The sequence below is a fragment of the Roseococcus sp. SYP-B2431 genome (assembly GCF_004336745.1).
Lineage (GTDB): Bacteria > Pseudomonadota > Alphaproteobacteria > Acetobacterales > Acetobacteraceae > Roseococcus.
The window spans coordinates 635,744-656,003 of sequence record NZ_SJXD01000025.1 but is presented as its reverse complement, the minus strand read 5'-3'; the positions used below and the strand labels follow the sequence as shown (position 1 = coordinate 656,003).

The following is a 20,260-nucleotide window of genomic DNA, read 5'->3' as shown; positions in this document are numbered from 1 at the left end:
AGAATGATTCTGATCGGCCAGTATGATTCGCCCTTCGTGCGGCGCGTCGCGATCGCCTTGCGGCTCTACGACCTGTCCTATCAGCACCTGCCCTGGTCCACCTTCGGCGATGCGGATCGCCTGGCCGCGCATAATCCGCTCAGGCGCGTGCCCACCCTCATTCTCGACGATGGCGAGACCCTCATCGACAGCGTGGCCATCCTCGACCATCTGGACGACATCGCGGGCCCGGAACGCGCGCTGATGCCCGCATCCGGCGCCGCGCGCAGGGCCCAGCTGCGCATCACCGCCCTGGCGACCGGGTTATGCGACAAGATGGTCAGCCTGGTTTATGAGCAGGTGTTGCACGATCGGCCGTCCGAAGTCTGGATGTCACGTTGCGCGGCGCAGATCACCGGTGTTCTGGATGCCCTGGAGGCTCAGCGAGCGGCCTGCATGCAGCCATTCTGGGCAGGCACCGCGCTGGGTCACGCCGATATCGCAGTCGGCTGTGCACTGCGCTTCCTTTCCGAAGCGCATCCGGCCTTACATGCGCCCGGACGTCATCCGCATCTGGCGGCGCACGCAGCAAACTGCGAGGCAATGGAGGTGTTCGAGGCTGTGGTGCAGACCTTCGATCCACCGCGGCGGAAATAGCGTGCGCCGCGTTGACGCGTCAGGGCGCCGGGGCTGCAGCCGTCACGGACACCGCTTGGCTGGGGCGCGCATCGATCGGAAAATGCAGCGCGGCCGCGACGAAGCCGGCCAATGCGGTCGCAATCCACACCACCCCGTAGGAACCGGTCAAGTCGAACACCAGACCTCCTGACCAGGATCCAGCGAAGGATCCCAACTGGTGGCTGAGGAAGCACAGGCCGAACAGCATGCCCAGATGCCGCACGCCGAACAGCCTGGCCACCAGGGCGCTCGTGAGCGGCACCGTGCCCAGCCACATCAGCCCCATCGCGGCGGCAAAGGCGAACACCACTGGCCCAGTCTTCGGTGCCATGAAGAACAGCAGAATCACGATGCCGCGCAGCAGGTACAGCCAGCCCAGCACCTGCTGCTGCGGCAGACGTCCGCCGAGCCAGCCGCACGCCCAACTGCCGAGCATGTTGAACAGCCCGATCACCGCCAGCGCCATGGCGCCAGAGCCGGAGGGCATGCCGCACAGCGTAAGATAGGCCGGCAGATGGGTACCAATGAACGCCAGCTGGAATCCGCAGGTGAAGAAGCCGAGGGTGAGAAGACGGAAGCTGCGATGCACCATCGCCTGCCTCACGGCTGACCGCCACGTCATCTCGGGCTCGGCCGCCACTGTGGCGGCAGGGGCGCGGCCCAACAGAATGCCCAGCGGAGCAGCCAGCAGCAGACACGTGGCAAGCGTCAGCAGTGAGGCAGTGACGCCGGCATGATTGTTCACACCCTGCGCCAATGGCACGAACAGCGCTTGGCCCAGGGAACCGCCCGCACTGGCCAGGCCCATGGCCATGCTTCGCTGCTCCGGCGCGACGGCCCGGCCTAAGGATGCCATCACCACGCCAAAGGTGGTGCAGCTGACGCCCATGCCCACCAGCACCCCCATGCCGACCAGCAGCGCCGTCGTCGTGCCGGACAGGGCAACGAGCGCGAGCCCCAGCGCGTAGAGCACAGCACCGACCGCGACCACGGGTGCAGGCCCGAGACGGTCCGCCGCTGCGCCGGCGAATGGCTGGGCAAACCCCCACGCCAGATTGTGCAGGGCGATGGCGAAGGCGATCAGCCCGAGCGAATGCCCAAAGCCCTGGGCCAACGGCTCCAGATAGAGGCCGAAGCTCTGCCTGGCGCCCATGGCGATGCTCATGATGGCGCAGCCGGCGAGAATGGCCGAGGTCGCGCCCATGCGGGCAGTGGTGTTCACTTGCCCTCTCCCGGCAGCAGCGCCGCCAGCACCTCCATGATCCGCGGATCGGTGCTGCGGCTAACATTGAAGCGGAAGTGCCGGCTGGGCTGCCGGCCGGGCCGAAAGAGTGCGCCGCCGGCCAGAGCCAGCCCCCGTGCGCGGGCGGCGGGAATCAGCCCGGCGGATGCATCACGCGGCGCCTCGGCCCACAGGAACATGCCATCATCCCCGTCGGCGATGCCGAAGCCCAGCCCGCGCAGCCGCGTCGCCACCAGCCCCCTCGCGGCCGAGAGCCGCGCCCGGAGTGTCTCCAGGTGCCGCCTGTACTGGCCGGAGGAGAGCAGTTCGAGCAGCAGTCGCTCCTCGACGCTGGATCCGGTCAGGGCCGTCGTCACCTTCGTCCGCAGCAGCGCCTGCGCGCGCTCCCGCGACGCCGCCACGAAGCCGGTCCGCAGGCCCTGCCCGACCAGCTTGGTGAAGCTGCCAATGTGGAGGACGGTGGCGCCGCCATCCATCTGCATCAGCCGCACCGCCTCGCCGCCGTGCAGGTCGCCATGGGCGTCATCCTCCACCAGCAGCAGCGCGTTCCGCTCGGCGATGCGCAGCAGGCGATGCAAGTTGGCCGCGGTCGCGGTTCCGCCCGTGGGATTGTGCAACACCGGCTGCACGAAGAACGCCTTCGGCGCTTCCGTCCGGCAGGCGCGTTCCAGCGTCTCCAGGCAGGGGCCGTCGGCCAGGCGCGGGACAGGGACCAAGCGCAGGCCACGCTGCTCCAGCATCGGGAACAGCATGAAGTAGCCGGGATCCTCCACCAGCACCGTATCGCTCGGCTGCAGGAAGGTCTGGATGACGAGTTGGAGCGCCTGGGAACCGCCCGCCGTCATCAGCAGCGCTTCCGGGGCGGCCACGATGCCGCGCGAGGCGAGGCGCTGGCTGATGTGCTCGCGGATCTCCTGCCCGCCTTGCGGCGGCGCCGCGCGGCGCAGATGAGCGGACAGGTTGCGATGGAAGCGGGCCAGCACACCACTCTGCCAGGCGGCCTCTGTCCAGCTTTCGGGCAGCACGCCGCCACCGGGGCAGAGCACATCCTCCCGTGCTTCCAGCATCGCCATCGCGATCCCTTCGGCCAGGGTCGGATCGGGGACAGGCAGCGGCGCCGGCGGCGGCAGCTCGGAGGGACGGACGACGTAGACGCCGGAGCCGGCGCGCGAACTGGCCAGCCCCATGTCGATCAGCCGCGCATAGCCTTCCACCACGCTGTGCACGCCGATGCCGCTGCGCCGCGCCAGGGTTCGGATCGACGGCAGTCGGGCGCCGTGCGGCAGGGTGCCGGCCCGGACCAGCGTGGCCAGCTGGCTCGCGATCTGGTCGGCCAGCGGTTGCGACGCACTGCGGTCGACCTCCACGGCAAGCCGTGCATGCCCGCCGAGGACCAGCCGCAGCGGCGGCTTGGCCACTGCGACAGATGGCGATTCCCTAGCCATGCTCTTGCCTCCACCTCATCGCTTTACGCGAGCATCCGCAGGCAAGGCGCGCCAGGCAAGGCATGGTGGGGCCCCGTCCCGGCCAACTGTGGCGGCGTTCCGGCAGCACAGTTCGTGGCATCCGTGCCTGGCCGACAACCCGAGGGCGGCCGACCCTGCGCGATCCCGTTCGGAGCATCCGATGACAGCGATCTGGCCGTTATGGGCCTTTGCCGCAGTGGCCGCCTTCACGCCAGGTGCTGCCACCGTCCTCGCCATCGCTTCGGGAGCTCGATTTGGTTTTCTGCGGTCGCTGCCGCTCGTCCTGGGCCTGGGATCCGGACTCGGCCTGCTGGGATGCCTCGTCGGCAGCGGTCTTGGCGCGGCGCTCCTCGTGCTGCCTTCGGTCCAGGACATGCTGCGAGTGCTGGGCTCGGCCTATCTGCTCTGGCTCGCTGGGCGCATCGCTCGGGCCGGGCCACCCTGTGGTAGCACTGCGGCGCCGGGCGGGGTGCTGCTGGGGCTGCTGCTGACCTTGCAGAACCCCAAGGCCTGGGCCGTCACACTCAGCGCGGCTGCATCCTTCTCGGGGCTCGCGGAAGGGCCTGCCGGCCTGGCGCTGCTGCTGGGCTCCAGCTTCGGGGCCTGCGCGTTGCTGGCGCTGTCCTTCTGGTGCATGGCCGGCCAGGAGATGGGGCGCCGGCTGCACAGCAGGCAGCAATGGGCGATCGTGAATGGCACGCTCGGCGCACTGCTCGCCGCCTCGATCATTCCCATCTGGCTTTGAGCATTCCGGTTCGCATCCCCATGGCAGAAACCGTGCTGGCCGGGTGGAGATGCAGTTCGACGCCAAGCAGGCCGGCCGTGGCCTGTCGGGGGCGGTTGCAAGGCGGAAGATGCGGTCATGGAAAACCGTCCCGCCCCTTCGGGCCCCGGCGTCGCCGCCGGCATCCGCCGCATCGGCCGGCTGGCCGGCGCCTGGGCGAGATTCGTGCATCGCCTGCGCTGTCACCGCCAGCGCCTTCATCTGGCCGAGATGGACGAGCGGATGCTGCGCGACATCGGCGCAAGTCGGAGCACGGTCTGGCACGAGCAGCGCAAATGGTGGTGGCAATTGTGACGTGCGCAGAAACCGAAGGATTGCCGATGCGGCGAATAAGCATTTCTGACTTTGTCGCCGGGGATCGGCGCGCCAGGCTGAGGCACGGGAGATGGTCCACATGTCGTCTGAATTGGTCGTCGTCACCGGTGGCAGCCGGGGCATCGGTGCCGCCATCGCGATCGAGCTCGCTCGCGGGGGATATCGGATTGCCATCGGCTGCCGGCATCCGGAGGAGGCGGCCGATGTGGTCTCCGCCATTCTCCAGGAAGGCAGCGAGGCGATCGCCATGCCGCTCGATGTGACAAGCGAGGACGGGATTCAGCGCTTCCTGGCCGATGCGCAAGCCCGCTTCGGCGCCCTGCATGCGCTGGTGAACAATGCCGGCATCACCGGGCCGCTTGGTGCCTTCGCCGAGCTCGACGCCGTCTGGATGCGGAGGGTCGTCGAGGTGAACCTGACAGGCACCATGCTCTGCGCCCAGGCCGCCCTGCGCTGCTTCGGGACGGCCGGGGCCAAGGGGCGATCTATCGTGAACATCTCCTCCATCGCAGCCCAGACCGGTAGTCCCGGCGAATACGTGCACTACGCCGCCAGCAAGGCCGCCGTCGAAGCCTTCACGCTGGGTCTGGCGCGGGAGGTGGCGGCGCTCGGCATCCGAGTGAACGCCGTGGCGCCCGGTACCGTGAACACCGGCATCCATGCGCTGGCCGGGGACCCAAGCCGCCCCGCGCGCGTCGCCATGCGGGTGCCGATGGGAAGGGTGGGCGAACCGCAGGAGATCGCCTCGGCGGTGGGCTGGCTGCTCTCCGACGCGGCCTCCTACTGCACCGGGACCGTGCTCCGCGTCTCGGGCGGCTTGTGAGCCAGGAAGAAACGGCCATGACACGTCCCGTTGCAGTACCGGCCATGGAGGTCGCGCCGCGGGCACGGCCCTCGAACTATCCACCTGAGTTCGCCCTGCGCATGGCCGGTCGGGTCAAGCGAGCCCTGGGCGATGTCTTTGGGTTGCGGAATTTCGGCGTGAACCTCACCGAGCTGGCGCCGGGCGCGGCCTCCGCGCTGCACCACACGCACAGCCGCCAGGACGAGTTCATCTACGTGTTGGAAGGCCGGCTGGTGCTCGTGACCGGCGACGGCGAGGAGACGCTATTGCAGCCGGGGGACTGCGCGGGCTTCCCCGCAGGCGGGCCTGCGCACCACCTGGAGAACCGTGGCACCGAGGCCGCACGCTATCTCGAGTCGGGCGATCGCACCGAGGGGGACGAAGTGTCCTACCCCGCTGACGATCTTATCGCCGTTAATACCGGGGCCGGCTGGCGCTTCCGGCGCAAGGACGGGAGGTCGTATTGACGATGGCCGGATCAACCGTGATGGCATGCGGGCCCGGAACCAGGTTCCGGGATCTGCACGAGGGCGCCGGCCCCTTCGTCCTCGCCAATGCCTGGAGCGTAGGTTCGGCCATGCGCCTCCAGGCGATGGGCTTTGCAGCTATCGGCACCAGCAGCGCAGCGCTGGCGGCCGAATACGGCCTGCCGGACAATCAGGCCGGACGGGACAGGGTGCTGTCCCATGCCGCCGCCCTAGCGGCGGCGACCTCGCTGCCGGTCTCGGCCGATCTGGAAGATGGCTTCGGCCCACGCCCCGAGGATTGCGCGGAGACGATCCGCATGGCCATCAGCGCCGGGCTGGCGGGCGGCTCGATCGAAGACTTCACCGGCGACGAGATGCGCCCGATCCATGACTTCGATCTCGCAGTCGCGCGTGTCGCTGCGGCGGCCGCTGCCGCAAAGGCGAGCGGTACGGGCTTCGTGCTGACCGCCCGGGCGGAGAACCATGCCTGGGGGCGCGAGGACTTGGGCGACACCATCGCGCGTCTGCGCGCCTTCGAGGCAGTAGGGGCGGATGTCCTGTTCGCGCCTAACCTGCCCCGCATGGATGCCGTGCGCGCCGTCTGCGCTGCCGTGAAGCGCCCGGTGAATGTGCTGATGGGGCCCACAAGCCCGGATTGGAGCCTGGAGGAACTTCGGGCGGCAGGCGTCCGGCGGGTCAGCCTGGGGCACGCCCTGGCGAAGGTGGCGGAGGAGGCCTGGACCGCCGCGGCTGCGGCCGTGCTGCGGGATGGGCGCTTCCGCTACCGGAGCGCCGCGGTCGAACGCCTCGGGCGATGAGTGGCGGTGAGACCGTCAACATCCCATGCCGGGATGGCGTGCTGCTGGGCGGGCATCTGTGGCACGCCGAAGGGGCCGCGCTCGGGGCGGTGTGGTGAACCCGGCGACCGGCGTCCTCGCGCGGTACTATCATCGCTATGCGCAATTCCTCTCCCGCCATGGCTTCCACGCCCTCACCTATGACTACCGGGGCATCGGGGCGTCGCGGCCTCCGCGCCTTCGCGGTTGTGGCTACCGCTGGCGGGATTGGGGAATGCTGGATTTCGATGCGGCGTTGCGCTTCCTGTGTGATGCCCGGCATGGCATGCCGCTTCATGTGGTCGGCCACAGCATCGGCGGTTTCCTGCCGGGATACGCCGAGGCTGCACCTGCCCTGTCGCGCATCCTGACCGTCGGGGCGCAGTACGCCTATTGGCGGGACTACGCCGCGCATCGCCGATTGAGGCTGCTGCTGAAATGGCATGTCGCGATGCCCATGCTCACAGCGGCGCTTGGCTATTTCCAGGTCGGCGGCTGGGCTGGCTGGAGGATCTGCCGGCCGGCGTCGCCAATGAATGGAGCTTTCGTGGTTCTCGATTCGAGACTTGCCACGAAGCAGGAGAGCGGGCCGCGCTTCTCAGACGCTTCGCTGCGGTGAAGGCGCCCATCCTGGCCGTCGCTACCGCGGACGATGAATATGCGACACCGGCGGCCATGCGACGCGGCCTTTCGTATTACTGCCACTCACCCCGCACGATGGTCGTGTTGCAGCCGCGCTCGCTCGGCAGCGAGGCGGTTGGCCATTTTGGTTTGTTTCATGCTCGCCATGAAGAGACGTTCTGGGCTTCCACCATTCAGTGGCTCAGAGATGGCATCAATCCGTGGAGCAGCGAGCCGACATCCCAATAGCCTCAGCAAATGTGCCGCAGGACACGATCGGGGCTCGAAGGTAACCAGCGGCTCTCTTGTCTCCAGAGAAGGTTAGATTCCGGTTCCCACCGCTGCTCCAGTCGGTTTCCCAAGCTCGCATTTCCCTTGCCCCATTGCCGCTCTGAACCGCAGGTTTCCTGGGGTTTTGCTGGGGAGGCTTGAGGGTTGGAGAACGCAGCGACCCTGGAAATTGCTCTCTGGCGACGCGAAGTCTCCGAAGCTCGGGACTCGGGTGATTTAGTCTACAAGCTTTAAGTTTAAAATTGACGAATTTTTCTTCCGAGATGCGCCGGCTGGTTGCGAATCTCGATCGCCTACCGGGCAAATCTGGAACCACCATTTAGCCACCGTGGCGGTTGGCCCCCATTCCCCCATCGGCTAGGCTGGCGCGCGGGCGCTGGCCGTCACCTCCGCCGGCCAGCACCGCCTCTTGCCGCGGGCTCTCCCTAGCTGCTCCTGAGCTCAGCTGCAGGCGCCATTGTCGCCTTCGCTGCGACCTTCTTTGATCCGTCGCTGTGCTGTCCGGTTGCGCTGAGTCCGCTGGAACGCGCACTTGCCCGGTAGTACCCGTGCTCGGCCGGGCCTGCACAACGTTCCACCGTTTCCTGCGTTCTCCAAACCGAGGCTCGATGCGTGAGAGCCTGGGTTGAGCACGGTAGCGGCTTCGCTGGCCAGACCTCGACATCGGGCGGCCGCGACCCGTTTCGGCGCACCGTGAAGACGCGGGCGGCACCGAGCGGTCACCTGCATACGGATGAGCCTAGATGTGCCCGTTTCACCAGCACTTTTGCAGAACCAGTCGCCGCCTCTCCAACCCTCAAACCAGCCGGAGAACACCTATGAAATTCATCATCGCTGCGATCCCCATCGCGCTCGCCTTTTCGATCACGTCAGTTCGAGCACAAGAATTGACCGATATTCTTCGCCAGGTTGCGCCCCAGGTCCTTGGCCAGCCACAGCAGCAGCAGCTCGACGACGGCCGCCGGGACTATCGGGACGAGGGTCCCGGCCGTCGACGTGGCGAACGACGGGAGGAACGCGGCTATGAGCGTGCTCCCCGCCAGAGTTCCCGTGAGGAACGACGTCAGATCATGCAGCGGCAGGAACGCCTCGCCGAGCGTCAGCGCGAGTTGGACGTGGAGCGCCGCCGGCTTTCCCAGGAGCGTCACCGGTGAAGAACTTCGGGACGCTCATCCGGAGAGACGCTCGCAGCGACGGGCCGCCAGTCTGACGGAGGTTCGTTCACGCAGGTACTAAGTTCTCGAGCGCTGGATTTCTTTCTGGCACCGAGGTGCTTCGGACTGCCCGGGACGGCCAGCCGCGAGGACGATCAACCGATTCGAAGCTTGGCTTTGCCGGGCCAGCAGCCCGTCACCTTCTCTGTGCCCTGCAATGGGCGAAGGAGTGCGATGGATGCCACTCGACGCCGGTTGCTTGCTGCCTCTGGTGCCGTCACGGCCATTGACCGAGCGGCAGCGGATCAATCGAGCATGGCCGCTGCGGCTAGGCGGGAACCACCGGGCCTCATCCGCATCGACCTCACGCCGCTATTCGCAATTTCACCCTACCTGTACATGCAGTTCACGGAGCCACTCGGTGATACCGACAGCGCTGTCGACGCAGCTTGGGATTATGATCTTGACGATTGGCGACCTGACTTCGTGGACGCCGCCAGAGATCTAGCGCCAGGAGCAATACGATGGGGTGGTCTGGTAAGCCGATACTATCGTTGGCGTGAGGGCGTTGGCCCGGTGGCTAGCAGGCGCGCGATGCGGAACCACCAATGGGGAGGCTGGGAACCGTGTGGGGACTGCAGAGCTGGTGAACCTCTGCCGCCGCGTGTGGGCTGCGCCGATGCTCTGCGTGAACTTCCTAAGCGACGGTCACAGATCGCTTGCGCACACCCGAGAAGGTGACCGCACCGGAGACGAGCGAGAAGCCGCCGACTGGGTATCCTACTGCAACGATCCCGATCACGGCGCACGGCGCACGGCGAGCCGACGGTGCTGTTACGCCACACGACGTCAATATTTGGCAGATCGGCAACGAAACCTCATACGGTGACGGCGGCTTCTCGAAAACCGAAGCCATTGCTCACACCGTCTCCTTCGCGAGGGCTATGCGAGCACGCGACCCCTCAATCCGGCTGATCGCCTGGGGCGACCGAGGCTCTGGCGATGACCGCTCTCTTTGGGCGGCCGATATGCTGCGGCAGGCGGGCGGATATATCGACGACATTGCGATTCACATGATGCAACAGATCCCCCGGGCTTCGGACACGGTCCTCAGGGGCACGCGTTACCAGCAAGATCCCGCGCAGGCCTGGGCGGAGCTGATGGAAATGTCGGGGGGCATCGAGGACAGGATTGTGGAACTCGAGGATGTCATCCGCGCACAGGGAGCGCGAACCGGCATAGCTGTGACCGAAGGGCACCTCAGCCTCGTTCCGCACAACGCCAATGCCATACTGGAGGAGTGGCTCACCGGGGCCTATCACGCGCGTGCACTCAATATCTATCAGCGGCACGGTGACCGCGTTCGGATCGCCACGGCCGCCGACTTCTGTGCCACTCGCTGGACCGTCGCGGCTCTTCGGCTGCAAGTGCCACGCGGTATAAGCTACCTGACACCTGCCGGTTCTGTGATGCGGCTCTTCGGGCGGCACAGCGGACAGCAAGCGATCGCCGTAACGACGGCTCCGCCGGACCTCGACATCGCGGCCAGTCGGACGGGCGAGCGGGTGTTTCTGCACGTTGCGAACATTCGTTACAACGGCGCAGTTGAAGCGACTCTCGCGATCGACGGACGGTCCGTCGCAGGAGGCCGGATCCTGGAGATCTCACCGGCAAGCCCCCGGCAGGCCGTCACACAGGACCAGCCTGACGTATTCACCCCAGTTGAACTGCCTGTCTTGCCGGGCCCTAACGTGACCTGGCGCTTTCCGGCGGCGTCGGTGAGTGTGGTAGAAGTCGACCTAATCCCGAACTGAGCCAGCAGCAGCCTGGGCTCGATGCCGTTCATCCAGGCCACCGGCAATGGTGCGCGGAGCAAGCCAGGCACCTTCTCGTCCTCCCGCCAGGTAAGGTGGCGGAGCTCGGTCGCCGTCGAAAGCTCCTCCAGCAGCGAGTTCTTGAGCATGTTGCGGGAGACCGCCTGTCGCGCGGCAGCGGGCAGGTTCGTCGGCGCTGGAGCCAGCATTGCCTCGTGCTTGCTCGCCTGGCTGATCAGCCGGGTGCTACGAGCCCGAGCCCCGCGTGCCCAGACCAGCGAGGCCGCGCTAAGTGCTGCGCGTCGTTGAGCATTTGTTCTGTCCCGAGGAAGGCCAGCGCTTGCTTCGCATGGTGGATTTGCTTTGAGCTCTCAACCGCCGAAGGACTGAGAGCTTCACGGCGCCCGAGCTGGCAGCATGAGAGAGATCCGCCCGACCAAAGCTTCACCGCCGAATTATCGAAGCTCGCCAGATAAGGCCGGATCTTGGTGGCTTGCTAGCTACGGAGCAGTGAGGGTGACGGCTGTCATGCCCTATGCGTAAAGGCTGGGCCGGCGCACCCGTCACTGTCCCCCCGATCACCCAAGGACGATCCGCGGTCGCTCGAACCTGCCGCCATTGACAGATCGCGATACCGCGCAGCTTTTGAGGCGCGCTGCTTGAAGAGGCTCAAGGGCTGGGGTGAGCAGATCAGGTGCGTCCGGATCAGTCGCCTGGCGTTACCATGCAACCGTGACATACCGGTTTTCCCCGAACGAATCCCGAACTCAGCTCGGCGCTCATTCTAAGCGTGCGGGAGAAAGACGTGCCGCGGAAGCATGCCGAAATGAAGCTGATCTCTGTTCCTAACCTGAGGCTGATCGCTAATCAAACATCCGCCCGGATATTCCGCTTGCGCACGAGATCTGTCCAACGCTGCGCCTCATGGCGCATGAAGGCGTCGAACTGCTCGGCTGTGGTGTCGCCTGGAATGTATGCGCGCTGTCCAAGCAGCTCCCGAACGTCCTGCAGACGCATGATGCCTTGGACCTCCGCCGAGACCTGTCGGATAATCTCCGGTGAGGTTCCATGGCGCGCTACGAGCCCGTACCAGGAACTCGCCTCGTAACCCGGGAAGCCTTGTTCGGCGATCGTTGGCACATCTGGAAGGATCGCGAGCCGCTGAGCGCCGGTGATGCCGAGCGCGCGCAAGCGCCCGTCGGCGATGTGCTGGATGCTGCTGCTGTCGAACATGGCCGAAACCCGTCCTGCCAGCAGATCGCTATGTGCCGGCGCGCTGCCGCCATAGGCGATGAGGTTTACCCGCGTGTCCGACATATCGTAGAGCAGCTCGCCGGCGAGATGGGTGATCGTGCCCACGCCGGTATGCGCCACGGCGATCTCGCCAGGGCGCTTCCGGAGCTCGGCCACGAATTCCTGCACATTGCGCGCCGGAAAGGAGGGGTGCACGACCAGGATGTTCGGAGCGGAGGACATTAGGCCGACCGCCGTGAAATCCCCGAAGGGATCGTAGGGAAGGTTAGCAATGAGCACGCGGTTCAACGCGAAGTTAAGCGAGACCACGAGGTAGCTCGTACCGTCAGCCGGCGCTCGCTGCACGGATTGCGTCGCGATCAACGTGTTACCACCCGGCCGATTCTCCACCACGACGGGCACGCCGATCTTTTCGGTAAGCCGCTGCGCCACGGTGCGGGCGGTAACGTCGGCCGCGCCGCCTGCCGTATAGGCAACGACGAAACGGACAGGTTTGTCGATCAGCCGCGGTTGCGCGCGGGCAGTCAGCGGGGCGGCGAGCGTGCCGCCGATCATCAGGCGCCGTGTCGTTTTCATTGTTTTATCCTCCCGAGAATTCTTGGATTGCTCAGCAGAGCTGGCGTAGAGGCACCGAAGGATCCAGCAACCTCTGGCGCCCGAGCGGCTTACCGGCGGCGATGATCCGCCGCAGCGGCGTCGCCTCGCGGCCATTGTCGATGAGCACAGCCCCCTGAACGCGGCCATCGGCATCGAGGCCCAGACAGGAGAGACGTTCACCCTCTGCGCGCAGGAGCCAATCGAGGCCGGAGCTGTGTGCGCCCAAGATCTGGACGTTGTGCCCAAACTGGTCCGTCCAGTGCCAAGGCAATTCGGCATAGGGTCTTTCTGTTCCGCAGAGCGCGTGAGCGACCGCCACCGGCTGGTGCTGCGCAACCTGCCAGGTCTCAAAGCGGACATGGCGACCGCTGGGGCGACGAATGCGCGCGACCTCGCCGGCAGCGAAGACCTGCGGGTGCGAGGTGCGGCCAGAGGCATCTGTGAGAATCCCGTCCTCGACGGCGATGCCCGCCTCACGCGCCAGCTCGTCATTGGGTACGGCACCGATGGCGACGAGCAGCAGGTCGGCCTCGATCTCGCCACCGCTGGTGTAGAGGCGAAGCGCCTCGCGCCGGGGCTCGATTGCAGTCAGTCGGCAGCCGAATTTCAACACGACGCCCGCCGCGCGATGCCAGGTCTCGATCCGCGAACTGATGGTCTCGGGCACGCAGCGCGCCATGGCGCGGTCGCCCATCTCCAGCACAGTCACCGCGCAGCCGAGCTGGATCGCGGCCGCTGCAACTTCCAGACCGATAAGCCCCGCGCCCCCTACCGCGAGGCGAAGGCCAGGCCGCAGTCGCGCGCTCAGCGCGCGGGCGTCGGCCATGCTGCGCAAGGTCAGCACGCGCGGGTCGTTGGCGCCGGCAATTGGAAGGCCGCGTGCCCGCGCGCCGGTCGCAATCACCAGAGAATCGAATGCGATGCGTTCCCCGTCCGCCTTCGCCACGCGCGCCGTGCCCACGTCGATGCCCTCCACCCGCTCACCGAGCAGCAGCGCGATGCGCTGGGTCTCATAGGCGTGGATATCTCGCTGCATCAGCCCGCGCGGGTGCTCCTCGCCGAGCAGGATCTCCTTGGAGAGCGGCGGTCGATCATAGGGCGGCTCCGCCTCCTCGCCGAGCAGTAGGATCTCGCGCTCCGCGTCCAACCCGCGCAGCAATTCCGCCGTGCGGCGACCAGCCTGGCCCGCACCGATGATGACCGTTCGCATCAGAGTTGGAACTGCACCACGCCGCCCTCGACGCGGGTAGGATAGGTGTGGAGGTCGATCTCGGCAGGCTCGTCCAATGCCTTGCCGGAGCGGATGTCGAAGCAGGCTTGGTGCAGCGGGCATTCGATCTTGCCCTCCTCGCAGAACCCGTCGGAGAGCAGCGCATACTCATGGGTGCAAATGTCGCTGATGGCGTAGAAGCCGTCGTCCAATCGGAAGACCGCGATGCGGTCGTCGCCGACCTGCACCACCTTCGGTACGTCCGGCTCGAAATCGCCTTCCGGCGCCACGTCGTGCCAAGTCATCATTTCATCTCGATGAGCACATACTGGTCCTCCACCGAGACTGGGAATGTCTCCGCCACGAAAGGTCCCTCAGCGAGCTCTGCCCCGTCCTTCACCGTTACGGCATAGGACCGCGCCTTAATGCTGTCGGGGTCGCAATAGGATTGCCCCGTGCGGATATCGAACTCCCAGCCATGCCAAGGGCATTGCAGCATCTCGAACGGTCGTGTCCGCTCATAGACTCCCGGTTCGCTGGAGCGGATCAGGCCCACTAGCTTCCCGTGGCACAGGCTGCCGCCCTCGTGCGGACAGACGTTGCTAATGGCAAAGTATTCGCCGTCCACGTGAAAGAGCGCGATAGGCCTGCCCTTCACCTTCACGAGCTTGCTCCCCCGTTCCGGGATCTCCCCTACCTTGGCGACCACATGTCGCGTCAGGGTCGCGGACGCACTCATGCCAGCCGTTCTCCGTAGATCGCCTCGGCATTGCCGGCGAAGATGCCGCGCTTCTCGGCTTCGCTCATGCGGATCTTGAAAGCATGGCGAGGGTCGTCCGAGTCCCAATGCGGATAGTCGGAGGCAAAGACGATCTTGTCCCAGCCCATCCAGTCGAGCATCTGGCGCAGCTCCTCGGGCTTCTCCGGCTCTTCCATGGGCTGGGTGGTCCACCAGAAGTTCCGGCGCAGGTACTCCGACGGCTTCATCTTCAGATAGGGCACTTCGCCGCGGAAGCGGTCGAAGAGGCCGTCCATGCGCCAGCCCAGCGGTGCGGCCCAGGCGAAGCCGCCTTCGACCACCACGATCTTCAGTTCCGGCAGACGCTCTGGCACCCCCTCGATGATGAAACTGGTCGCCATTGCGTGCAGGCTCATGGAGACCGCCTGATGCTCCTCGAAATAGAAAGAGGGCGCACCGCCGGCAGTGACCGAATGGCCGTTATTGCCCGAGTTGTGCAGCCCTAGCGGGAAGCCGTGATGCACGGCGGCCTCGTAAATGCGCCAGTAGCGCTTCCGGCCGAGCGGCTCGATCGGCCGCGTCACGAGGGCGACTTGCGCGAAGCCCTTCAGCTTGGCGCAGCGTTCAATCTCCGCGACAGCGCCGTCGGCGTCCTCGGCCATCACGGTAATGGTGCCCTTGAGGCGAGGCTCCGGCTCGATCCACTCGGCTACCTGCCAGTCGTTGATGGCGCGGCAAACGGCATGCGCGCAATCGATGTTCCGCTCGTCCAGCGCGCGCGGAAAGAGCGGAAAGAGCATGCCGCGGTCGATGCCGTTCGCGTCGAGGTGCTGGCGCTGCATCATCGCGAGGTCCGAGCCGGGCGGGCTGCCGTCCTCGGGCCAAGCATCCCGGCGGGCAAGCTGGGGCGTGGCCTTGGGAAAAGCGGTGGAGGCGACGAAAGCCTGGCGGAAGCGCTGGCCGAAGGTGGCGAGATGCTCGCGCCAGCGGGTGGACATGTAGGGGTGCAGGTCCTTCATGGACCGGACCGTCGGGTGAATGTCGCAATCCACCAGCTTAAGGGTGGGGTCCTTTGCTCTGGTCGGAGCGTGGAGGGTGGAGCTGCTCATCACGCGGTCTCCTTCAGGCGGGAATAGGTGGCCAGCGGCGTGTCGCGCAGGGCTTTGCCCAGCAAGGCTGGAGGCAGGCCCCGGGTCGGATCGCCACCATCGAAGCGCCAATGCGGGTAGTCGGTCGAGAAGAGGAAGATGTCGTCTGCGCCGATCTGCTCGAGCAGCTGGTCGAGCTGCGTCGGATCCGGCGGCAGGTCCCATGTCTGCAGCGAGAAGCGAACGCGGTCGCGCACAATGGCCGCGGGAGAGGCGTCGACCCAGGGAATCTCTTTGCGCATGCCGCGCCACATCTTCGTGCCTCTCCAGAAGAAGCTCGGCAGCCAGGAGATCCCGGATTCCAGCAGCACCACGCGCAGCGCTGGGAATTTGGTGAAGACGCCTTCGGCGATAAGGCTGAGGAGTTGGCTCTGGAAGGTCAGCGCGAAGCTGCAATGCTCCTCATAGAGCGTGGACGGCCAGCCATTGGCGGTCGGCGCATGCCGCATGGCACTGCCGGCATGGATGGCGATAGGGAGTCCATGCTTCTCAGCCGCCTTGTAGATGGGCCAGTGCTCACGCTGGCCGAGCAGGGATTCGTGCGCACCCAGCAGCAGGATCTGCACGAACCGGCGGTTGGGCGCCCAGCGCTCGATCTCGTCCACCGCGAGCTCGGTGTTCTGGATGGGGATGACGATGGAGGCGCGTAGCCGGTCGTCCTTGTCGAGCCATTCGGCGGCGACCCAGGCATTGGTCGCACGACAGATCGCGGCGCTGAGGTCGGCGCTGTACATGGCCGGTCCGCCGTAGAGGCAGTTGAGAATGCCCCGGCTGATCCCGAAGGCGTCGAGCGCCTGGGATTGCATGTCCGCGAGCGTGGAGCCCGGCTTGCGGCCGGGGACCCGCCAATCCGGGCGGGCGCTGATCGGCGCACTGGGCGGGTAGTAAGCAAGGTCGAGCCCGTCGACGCCACGGGCGTCGATCACCTCCTGCCAATGTGCGTCGAAATAGGGGAGCAGCGCCTTCATGCCGGGGACGGCGGGATGGATGTCGCAGTCGATCAAACCAGTGGCGGCGATATGCCCCATCCGAGAACCTCCCTGAGCAACGCGGAATTGGCCCGCGGTAATTGCCTGGAAGCTATCGGTCTAAAACTTACGTGTCAATAAGTCCTCCCGACGTTCCGGACCCAACCACGGCTGGTCTCGCAGCCGTGCCCCAACTCCGCTCGATAAGGTCGAGCTGGGCGGCGTAGTGCTGCGACAGTCCACGAAATCCGCCGCTGTCCCGTGAGATATGGACTGCGTAGAGAAAACAGCTGGCCATCAGCCGACCCAGCTGGTGGCACGGCGCTTCGGGACGCAGCTCACCCTCGGCCACGGCCTGCTCCATGCCGGTGATGGCGCTCGCCTGGATGTCGCGGCGGAAGACCAGGACCCGCTCGCGCATCAGATCGTCCAGCGCCTCGCCCTCGGCCGAGAGCCGGGTGATGAGGCTCCAGGAATTGCCCTCGCTGCCGTGAGGATTGAGGCGCGTAAATGCTTCGCGGTTGAAGGCGACCGTAGCCTCCACCTTCGAGGTCAGGCCGGTCCGCGCCGCGGTCCAGATACCGTGGTATCGGCCGCCAACCTGCTCGACGTAGTCATGCATCACCGTAGCCACGAGCCGCGCCTTGGGGCCGAAATGGTAATGGATATTGGTCGTGGTGATCTCGAGTTCCTGAGCGATGTCGCCATAGCTCACCCCTCGGTACCCGCGCAGCATCAGCAGTCGTGTGGCGACGCGTTTGATCTCGTCGCGCATCGGCACTCGGCCTATCGGTTCAACACGCTCTATCATTCCGCATCCTTCTCCCGACACCGCGGGACATCGCTCTTGACGCACAAGTAAGTGGCGGGCTTCATCGGGGCAATGCGCGGCTCTGGCCGCCAAAAATCGTCCGGAGGAACCCCAGTGACCCTTAGCTTACCGCGCCGCACGATTCTCGCAGCCGGCCTCGCCAGCCTCGCAGCGCCAGCCCTCGCCCAAGCGCGGTTTCCGGATCGGCCGCTGCGCATCATTGTTCCCGTCGCCGCCGGCGGCATCTCCGACACTATCTCGCGCTTCCTCGCTGAGGGCATGCGCGCGGAGTTTGGCCAGCCGGTCATCATCGAGAACCGGCCAGGCGCCAATGGGATCCTCGCCAGCGAGGCGATCGCCCGCGCGGCCCCGGACGGCTATACCATCGGCTATATGCTCTATGCGGCGATGACGTTGAACCCGCTGCTCATCCCAAACCTGTCCTACCGGTTGAGCGACTTCCTGCCGCTTACACCCACCTTCAAGGCCCCCATGGTCCTCGCCGTCGGCAAGGACGTACCGGTCCGCAATGTCCGTGAGTTCGTAGACTACGTGAAGCGGCAGGGCACGCTCAGCTACGGCACGCTCGGCAATGCCAGCACTGGGCAAATTCTGATGGAGATGCTGCGGGGCCTCACCGGCATCGAGCTAGAGAATGTCGGCTACCGCGGGGAGACTCTCGCTGTCACCGACATGGTCGCGGGCAACCTGCCAGCCGTCTGCATCTCGACCATGAACGTGCTTCAGCAACACCGCGCCGGCAACGCCCGGATCATCGGAATATCCACACCCGAGCGACTACCCGACCTTCCGGACCTGCCGACCTTCGCCGAAGCCGGATTTCCCATCGATTATAGTTATTTCCATGGGCTCATGATGCCTTCGGGGACGCCGGAGGCAGTGGCCGCTCGCCTGCACCGCAGCATCGGCGCCGGGCTACAGAGCCCGGAGCTTCGGACGCGGATGACGCCAGATATGCAGCCGTTCGTGCTGAGCTCGGCCGAGTTCGCTGGGATGCTGAGTCGAGAGACATCGAAGCTCGGCGAGCTGGTTCAGACTCGCGGCATCCGGCTGCAATAGGCCGCCCCAGCGCCAGCTTCTGCACCATAGCCGCGAGGCTGCTCGATTTGGCGCGGCGGCTGCCTGCGGATCGACCTCAGGCTGACCCGCAGGCCACGGTTGGGTGCTGGGTGGCAATCCTGGCGACCGCCTCATGAAAAAGACGCGGACAGCCTCCCGGGGCGTTTGAGGCCGGTGGGGCGGGTTCGTCCTGCCTATGGTGGCGGGAACGGCCGCTTCGGATCCCCGATCAATGCGTGGCCTGGCCGGTGGACCGTGCCGGGCCACGCTACTGCGGGCCGGATTCGAACCGGCTTCATCGCTCCGCGGGCAACCCGCCATGGTCCATTCGCCAGGGCGTCCCCCAGCAAAATAGCGCTTCCTTCAGCGCCGCCGCAGCGGCGATAGCGTAAGCGTCCGCGCTCGCCTCAACACCTATCAAATATTGGGACGTGGGCCTGCGGGCAGCAGAAAAAATTGCGCGTCCATCGCCTGCTCACTCGTCAGTGGCGCCTGGGGGTGGCGTTAGTGCCCCGCCTAAATTTCACCGGCCGTCGTCCAAATCATTGAACTCTCCCTTGAGCCTCCCGAGGTGAAGCGCCGCTTCAGCCCACCAGGATCCCAAAATGAGTGCAGCCGCAAAACGACATTCAGCTAATACGATATGGCTGCAATCCAGCGTTGCGAAGTGGATGCGTGCGAACCATCATGATCTCGCCGAGTTCGTCGCCAACGATGAGGTCGACTGGCACATCGTGGCGCGAACCTTCCGCGAGCGAGGTGTGTTTACGGGCCTGGGCGATCTCCCGTCTGCCGCCTTTCTTCAGGACACCTGGCGGCAAATCGATCAGGCCGAGGCGGGCTAACGACGGAACGCGGTCGGCGCCCGCGCGGCGGAGCTTACGGAGTCAGCGGCTCAATCCAGCCCCAGCCGGCCGGGGGTGAATCGGGCGGAGCGGATCGGCATTTCACTGCGGTTCAAGGCCCGCAGCCGCGACGATCTGTCTCCACTTTGGAGTTTCGGTCACGATGCGCTGAGCAAGTTCGTCTCCTGATCCTCCAAGCTCCGAAGCACCTGACTCCCGGACACGCCGGATCACATCGGGCAGCGTCATGGCCCGCACCAGTTCATCGGAGAGCTTCCGAAGGATCTCCGTGGGCGTGCCCGCGGGCGCCGAGACATGCCACCAAGGTGCCGCGTCAAAGCCAGCATAGCCTTGCTCCGCGATCGTTGGCAGTTCCGGAATGGCCGGCGAACGCCGCGAGGAAGTGACCCCGAGGGGCCGGAGCGCCCCGGTGCGGAAATGCGGGAGATAGGGCGGCAGATTGTCCATCGTGCTCGGAATATGCCCGGCCAGGAGGTCCTTCAGCACGTCGGAACTGCCCCGATAGACGACATGCTCCACCTTGAATCCGGCCCTGAATTCCAAGTAGGCCATGGCCAGATGCCCGCTGCCGCCGATGGCGGGCGAGCCGAAGCTCAGGCCGCCGGCGCCCCTCGCCTTGCAAAGCTCCACATATTCCGAGACGGAGTTGACCGGCAGGCTTGGATGCACAGCCAGCACATTGGCGACTTCGCCGAATAGGGCCACGGGCGCAAAGGCGGTAGCGCTGTCATAGGGCATCTGCCGGTAAAGGTACTGGTTGGTCACCAATGCGCCCACCGTCGCAAAGAGCAGCGTATATCCGTCCGGCGGCGCCTTCGCGACGAACTCCGCGCCGATATTGCCCCCTGCCCCGCTACGGTTTTCGACGACGACCGGCTGTCCCCAGGCGTCGGACAGATGCTGCCCCGCGATCCGAGCCAGGAGGTCTGTCGTGCCGCCGGGCGAGAAAGGCACGACGATCCGGATCGGCCGGTTGGGATAGCTGGACTGCGCCCAGCCCTTTCCCGCCAGGTCCGGAGCCGCGAGGCCCGCGGCGGCGAGGACGCCGCGCCGAAAGATCTTAGTCGTCATCTATCGTTCCCTTGTGCCGGCGCG

General features: G+C 66.0%; 21 protein-coding genes. 11 read left to right on the top strand and 10 right to left on the bottom strand.

Annotation, left to right across the window (positions count from 1 at the left end; genetic code table 11):
- Nucleotides 1–3: 3 nt before the first annotated feature.
- Nucleotides 4–636 carry a glutathione S-transferase family protein gene (locus EJV46_RS14385; protein ID WP_131549312.1) on the top strand — a complete coding sequence of 211 codons (633 nt, stop codon included), beginning with the start codon at nucleotides 4–6 and terminating at the stop codon, nucleotides 634–636.
- Between the two features lie 19 nt (nucleotides 637–655).
- On the opposite strand, the gene EJV46_RS14380 is transcribed toward EJV46_RS14385, so the two are convergent.
- On the bottom strand, nucleotides 656–1,879 hold the full coding sequence (locus EJV46_RS14380) for an MFS transporter (RefSeq protein WP_240782556.1): 1,224 nt from the start codon (nucleotides 1,877–1,879) through the stop codon (nucleotides 656–658).
- Nucleotides 1,876–3,318: a PLP-dependent aminotransferase family protein gene (locus EJV46_RS14375; protein ID WP_165585548.1), complete on the bottom strand. Its 1,443-nt coding sequence runs from the start codon at nucleotides 3,316–3,318 to the stop codon at nucleotides 1,876–1,878. The genes EJV46_RS14380 and EJV46_RS14375 overlap by 4 nt, the downstream gene beginning before the upstream one ends.
- Nucleotides 3,319–3,526: 208 nt before the next feature.
- On the opposite strand from EJV46_RS14375, the gene EJV46_RS14370 reads away from it, so the two are divergent.
- The 8 genes from EJV46_RS14370 to EJV46_RS14335 all read left to right on the top strand — a co-directional run bounded on the left by EJV46_RS14370 (nucleotide 3,527) and on the right by EJV46_RS14335 (nucleotide 10,492).
- Nucleotides 3,527–4,111 carry a LysE family translocator gene (locus EJV46_RS14370; protein ID WP_131549310.1) on the top strand — a complete coding sequence of 195 codons (585 nt, stop codon included), beginning with the start codon at nucleotides 3,527–3,529 and terminating at the stop codon, nucleotides 4,109–4,111.
- 117 nt (nucleotides 4,112–4,228) lie between these two features.
- On the top strand, nucleotides 4,229–4,444 hold the full coding sequence (locus EJV46_RS14365; protein ID WP_131549309.1) for a DUF1127 domain-containing protein: 216 nt from the start codon (nucleotides 4,229–4,231) through the stop codon (nucleotides 4,442–4,444).
- Nucleotides 4,445–4,544: 100 nt separating this feature from the next.
- Nucleotides 4,545–5,288 (top strand): SDR family NAD(P)-dependent oxidoreductase, encoded by a 744-nt coding sequence (locus EJV46_RS14360; RefSeq protein WP_131549308.1) that lies wholly within the window; start codon nucleotides 4,545–4,547, stop codon nucleotides 5,286–5,288.
- A gap of 17 nt (nucleotides 5,289–5,305) precedes the next feature.
- Nucleotides 5,306–5,776, top strand: coding sequence for a cupin domain-containing protein (locus tag EJV46_RS14355; protein WP_165585547.1), 471 nt, complete (start codon nucleotides 5,306–5,308; stop codon nucleotides 5,774–5,776).
- Between the two features lie 2 nt (nucleotides 5,777–5,778).
- Complete coding sequence (locus EJV46_RS14350) at nucleotides 5,779–6,594, top strand: isocitrate lyase/phosphoenolpyruvate mutase family protein (protein WP_240782568.1); 816 nt, start codon at nucleotides 5,779–5,781, stop codon at nucleotides 6,592–6,594.
- 25 nt (nucleotides 6,595–6,619) lie between these two features.
- Complete coding sequence (locus EJV46_RS14345) at nucleotides 6,620–7,231, top strand: alpha/beta fold hydrolase (RefSeq protein WP_240782555.1); 612 nt, start codon at nucleotides 6,620–6,622, stop codon at nucleotides 7,229–7,231.
- A 1,111-nt stretch (nucleotides 7,232–8,342) separates the two neighbouring features.
- Nucleotides 8,343–8,678, top strand: coding sequence for a hypothetical protein (locus EJV46_RS14340; RefSeq protein ID WP_131549307.1), 336 nt, complete (start codon nucleotides 8,343–8,345; stop codon nucleotides 8,676–8,678).
- 719 nt (nucleotides 8,679–9,397) lie between these two features.
- Nucleotides 9,398–10,492, top strand: a complete 1,095-nt coding sequence (locus EJV46_RS14335; protein ID WP_131549306.1) for an alpha-L-arabinofuranosidase C-terminal domain-containing protein — start codon at nucleotides 9,398–9,400, stop codon at nucleotides 10,490–10,492.
- Between the two features lie 867 nt (nucleotides 10,493–11,359).
- On the opposite strand, the gene EJV46_RS14330 is transcribed toward EJV46_RS14335, so the two are convergent.
- From EJV46_RS14330 to EJV46_RS14300, 7 genes are all read right to left on the bottom strand, one after another.
- On the bottom strand, nucleotides 11,360–12,322 hold the full coding sequence (locus EJV46_RS14330; protein WP_165585546.1) for a tripartite tricarboxylate transporter substrate binding protein: 963 nt from the start codon (nucleotides 12,320–12,322) through the stop codon (nucleotides 11,360–11,362).
- A 31-nt stretch (nucleotides 12,323–12,353) separates the two neighbouring features.
- Nucleotides 12,354–13,553 carry an NAD(P)/FAD-dependent oxidoreductase gene (locus tag EJV46_RS14325; RefSeq protein WP_165585545.1) on the bottom strand — a complete coding sequence of 400 codons (1,200 nt, stop codon included), beginning with the start codon at nucleotides 13,551–13,553 and terminating at the stop codon, nucleotides 12,354–12,356.
- Nucleotides 13,553–13,858 (bottom strand): non-heme iron oxygenase ferredoxin subunit, encoded by a 306-nt coding sequence (locus EJV46_RS14320; protein ID WP_131549303.1) that lies wholly within the window; start codon nucleotides 13,856–13,858, stop codon nucleotides 13,553–13,555. The genes EJV46_RS14325 and EJV46_RS14320 overlap by 1 nt, the downstream gene beginning before the upstream one ends.
- The gene (locus tag EJV46_RS14315; RefSeq protein WP_240782554.1) at nucleotides 13,858–14,292 is read right to left on the bottom strand and encodes a Rieske (2Fe-2S) protein; all 435 of its coding nucleotides are present in this window, start codon (nucleotides 14,290–14,292) and stop codon (nucleotides 13,858–13,860) included. The genes EJV46_RS14320 and EJV46_RS14315 overlap by 1 nt, the downstream gene beginning before the upstream one ends.
- On the bottom strand, nucleotides 14,289–15,401 hold the full coding sequence (locus EJV46_RS14310) for an amidohydrolase family protein (RefSeq protein ID WP_131549302.1): 1,113 nt from the start codon (nucleotides 15,399–15,401) through the stop codon (nucleotides 14,289–14,291). Before EJV46_RS14310 ends, EJV46_RS14315 begins: the two co-directional genes overlap by 4 nt.
- Complete coding sequence (locus tag EJV46_RS14305; RefSeq protein ID WP_206020815.1) at nucleotides 15,401–16,468, bottom strand: amidohydrolase family protein; 1,068 nt, start codon at nucleotides 16,466–16,468, stop codon at nucleotides 15,401–15,403. Before EJV46_RS14305 ends, EJV46_RS14310 begins: the two co-directional genes overlap by 1 nt.
- 67 nt (nucleotides 16,469–16,535) lie before the next feature.
- Nucleotides 16,536–17,183, bottom strand: coding sequence for a TetR/AcrR family transcriptional regulator (locus EJV46_RS14300; RefSeq protein ID WP_165585544.1), 648 nt, complete (start codon nucleotides 17,181–17,183; stop codon nucleotides 16,536–16,538).
- A gap of 150 nt (nucleotides 17,184–17,333) precedes the next feature.
- On the opposite strand from EJV46_RS14300, the gene EJV46_RS14295 reads away from it, so the two are divergent.
- Nucleotides 17,334–18,299 (top strand): tripartite tricarboxylate transporter substrate binding protein, encoded by a 966-nt coding sequence (locus tag EJV46_RS14295; RefSeq protein ID WP_165585543.1) that lies wholly within the window; start codon nucleotides 17,334–17,336, stop codon nucleotides 18,297–18,299.
- A 605-nt stretch (nucleotides 18,300–18,904) separates the two neighbouring features.
- Nucleotides 18,905–19,144, top strand: a complete 240-nt coding sequence (locus tag EJV46_RS14290; protein ID WP_131549299.1) for a hypothetical protein — start codon at nucleotides 18,905–18,907, stop codon at nucleotides 19,142–19,144.
- A 102-nt stretch (nucleotides 19,145–19,246) separates the two neighbouring features.
- Here EJV46_RS14290 and EJV46_RS14285 read toward each other — a convergent pair whose 3' ends face one another.
- A complete protein-coding gene (locus EJV46_RS14285) occupies nucleotides 19,247–20,236 on the bottom strand; it encodes a tripartite tricarboxylate transporter substrate binding protein (RefSeq protein ID WP_131549298.1) in 990 nt (329 codons plus the stop codon).
- Nucleotides 20,237–20,260 lie beyond the last annotated feature (24 nt).

Excerpts from the sequence above, each read along its gene's own strand:
- EJV46_RS14385 (WP_131549312.1), top strand. The coding sequence starts at position 4 with ATGATTCTGATCGGCCAGTATGATTCGCCCTTCGTGCGGCGCGTCGCG.
- EJV46_RS14345 (WP_240782555.1), top strand. The coding sequence starts at position 6,620 with ATGCCGGGATGGCGTGCTGCTGGGCGGGCATCTGTGGCACGCCGAAGG.
- EJV46_RS14370 (WP_131549310.1), top strand. The coding sequence starts at position 3,527 with ATGACAGCGATCTGGCCGTTATGGGCCTTTGCCGCAGTGGCCGCCTTC.
- EJV46_RS14340 (WP_131549307.1), top strand. The coding sequence starts at position 8,343 with ATGAAATTCATCATCGCTGCGATCCCCATCGCGCTCGCCTTTTCGATC.
- EJV46_RS14325 (WP_165585545.1), bottom strand. The coding sequence starts at position 13,553 with ATGCGAACGGTCATCATCGGTGCGGGCCAGGCTGGTCGCCGCACGGCG.
- EJV46_RS14365 (WP_131549309.1), top strand. The coding sequence starts at position 4,229 with ATGGAAAACCGTCCCGCCCCTTCGGGCCCCGGCGTCGCCGCCGGCATC.
- EJV46_RS14350 (WP_240782568.1), top strand. The coding sequence starts at position 5,779 with ATGGCCGGATCAACCGTGATGGCATGCGGGCCCGGAACCAGGTTCCGG.
- EJV46_RS14285 (WP_131549298.1), bottom strand. The coding sequence starts at position 20,236 with ATGACGACTAAGATCTTTCGGCGCGGCGTCCTCGCCGCCGCGGGCCTC.
- EJV46_RS14305 (WP_206020815.1), bottom strand. The coding sequence starts at position 16,468 with ATGGGGCATATCGCCGCCACTGGTTTGATCGACTGCGACATCCATCCC.
- EJV46_RS14360 (WP_131549308.1), top strand. The coding sequence starts at position 4,545 with ATGTCGTCTGAATTGGTCGTCGTCACCGGTGGCAGCCGGGGCATCGGT.
- EJV46_RS14320 (WP_131549303.1), bottom strand. The coding sequence starts at position 13,858 with ATGACTTGGCACGACGTGGCGCCGGAAGGCGATTTCGAGCCGGACGTA.
- EJV46_RS14330 (WP_165585546.1), bottom strand. The coding sequence starts at position 12,322 with ATGAAAACGACACGGCGCCTGATGATCGGCGGCACGCTCGCCGCCCCG.
- EJV46_RS14355 (WP_165585547.1), top strand. The coding sequence starts at position 5,306 with ATGACACGTCCCGTTGCAGTACCGGCCATGGAGGTCGCGCCGCGGGCA.
- EJV46_RS14310 (WP_131549302.1), bottom strand. The coding sequence starts at position 15,401 with ATGAGCAGCTCCACCCTCCACGCTCCGACCAGAGCAAAGGACCCCACC.
- EJV46_RS14290 (WP_131549299.1), top strand. The coding sequence starts at position 18,905 with ATGAGTGCAGCCGCAAAACGACATTCAGCTAATACGATATGGCTGCAA.
- EJV46_RS14300 (WP_165585544.1), bottom strand. The coding sequence starts at position 17,183 with ATGCGCGACGAGATCAAACGCGTCGCCACACGACTGCTGATGCTGCGC.
- EJV46_RS14315 (WP_240782554.1), bottom strand. The coding sequence starts at position 14,292 with ATGAGTGCGTCCGCGACCCTGACGCGACATGTGGTCGCCAAGGTAGGG.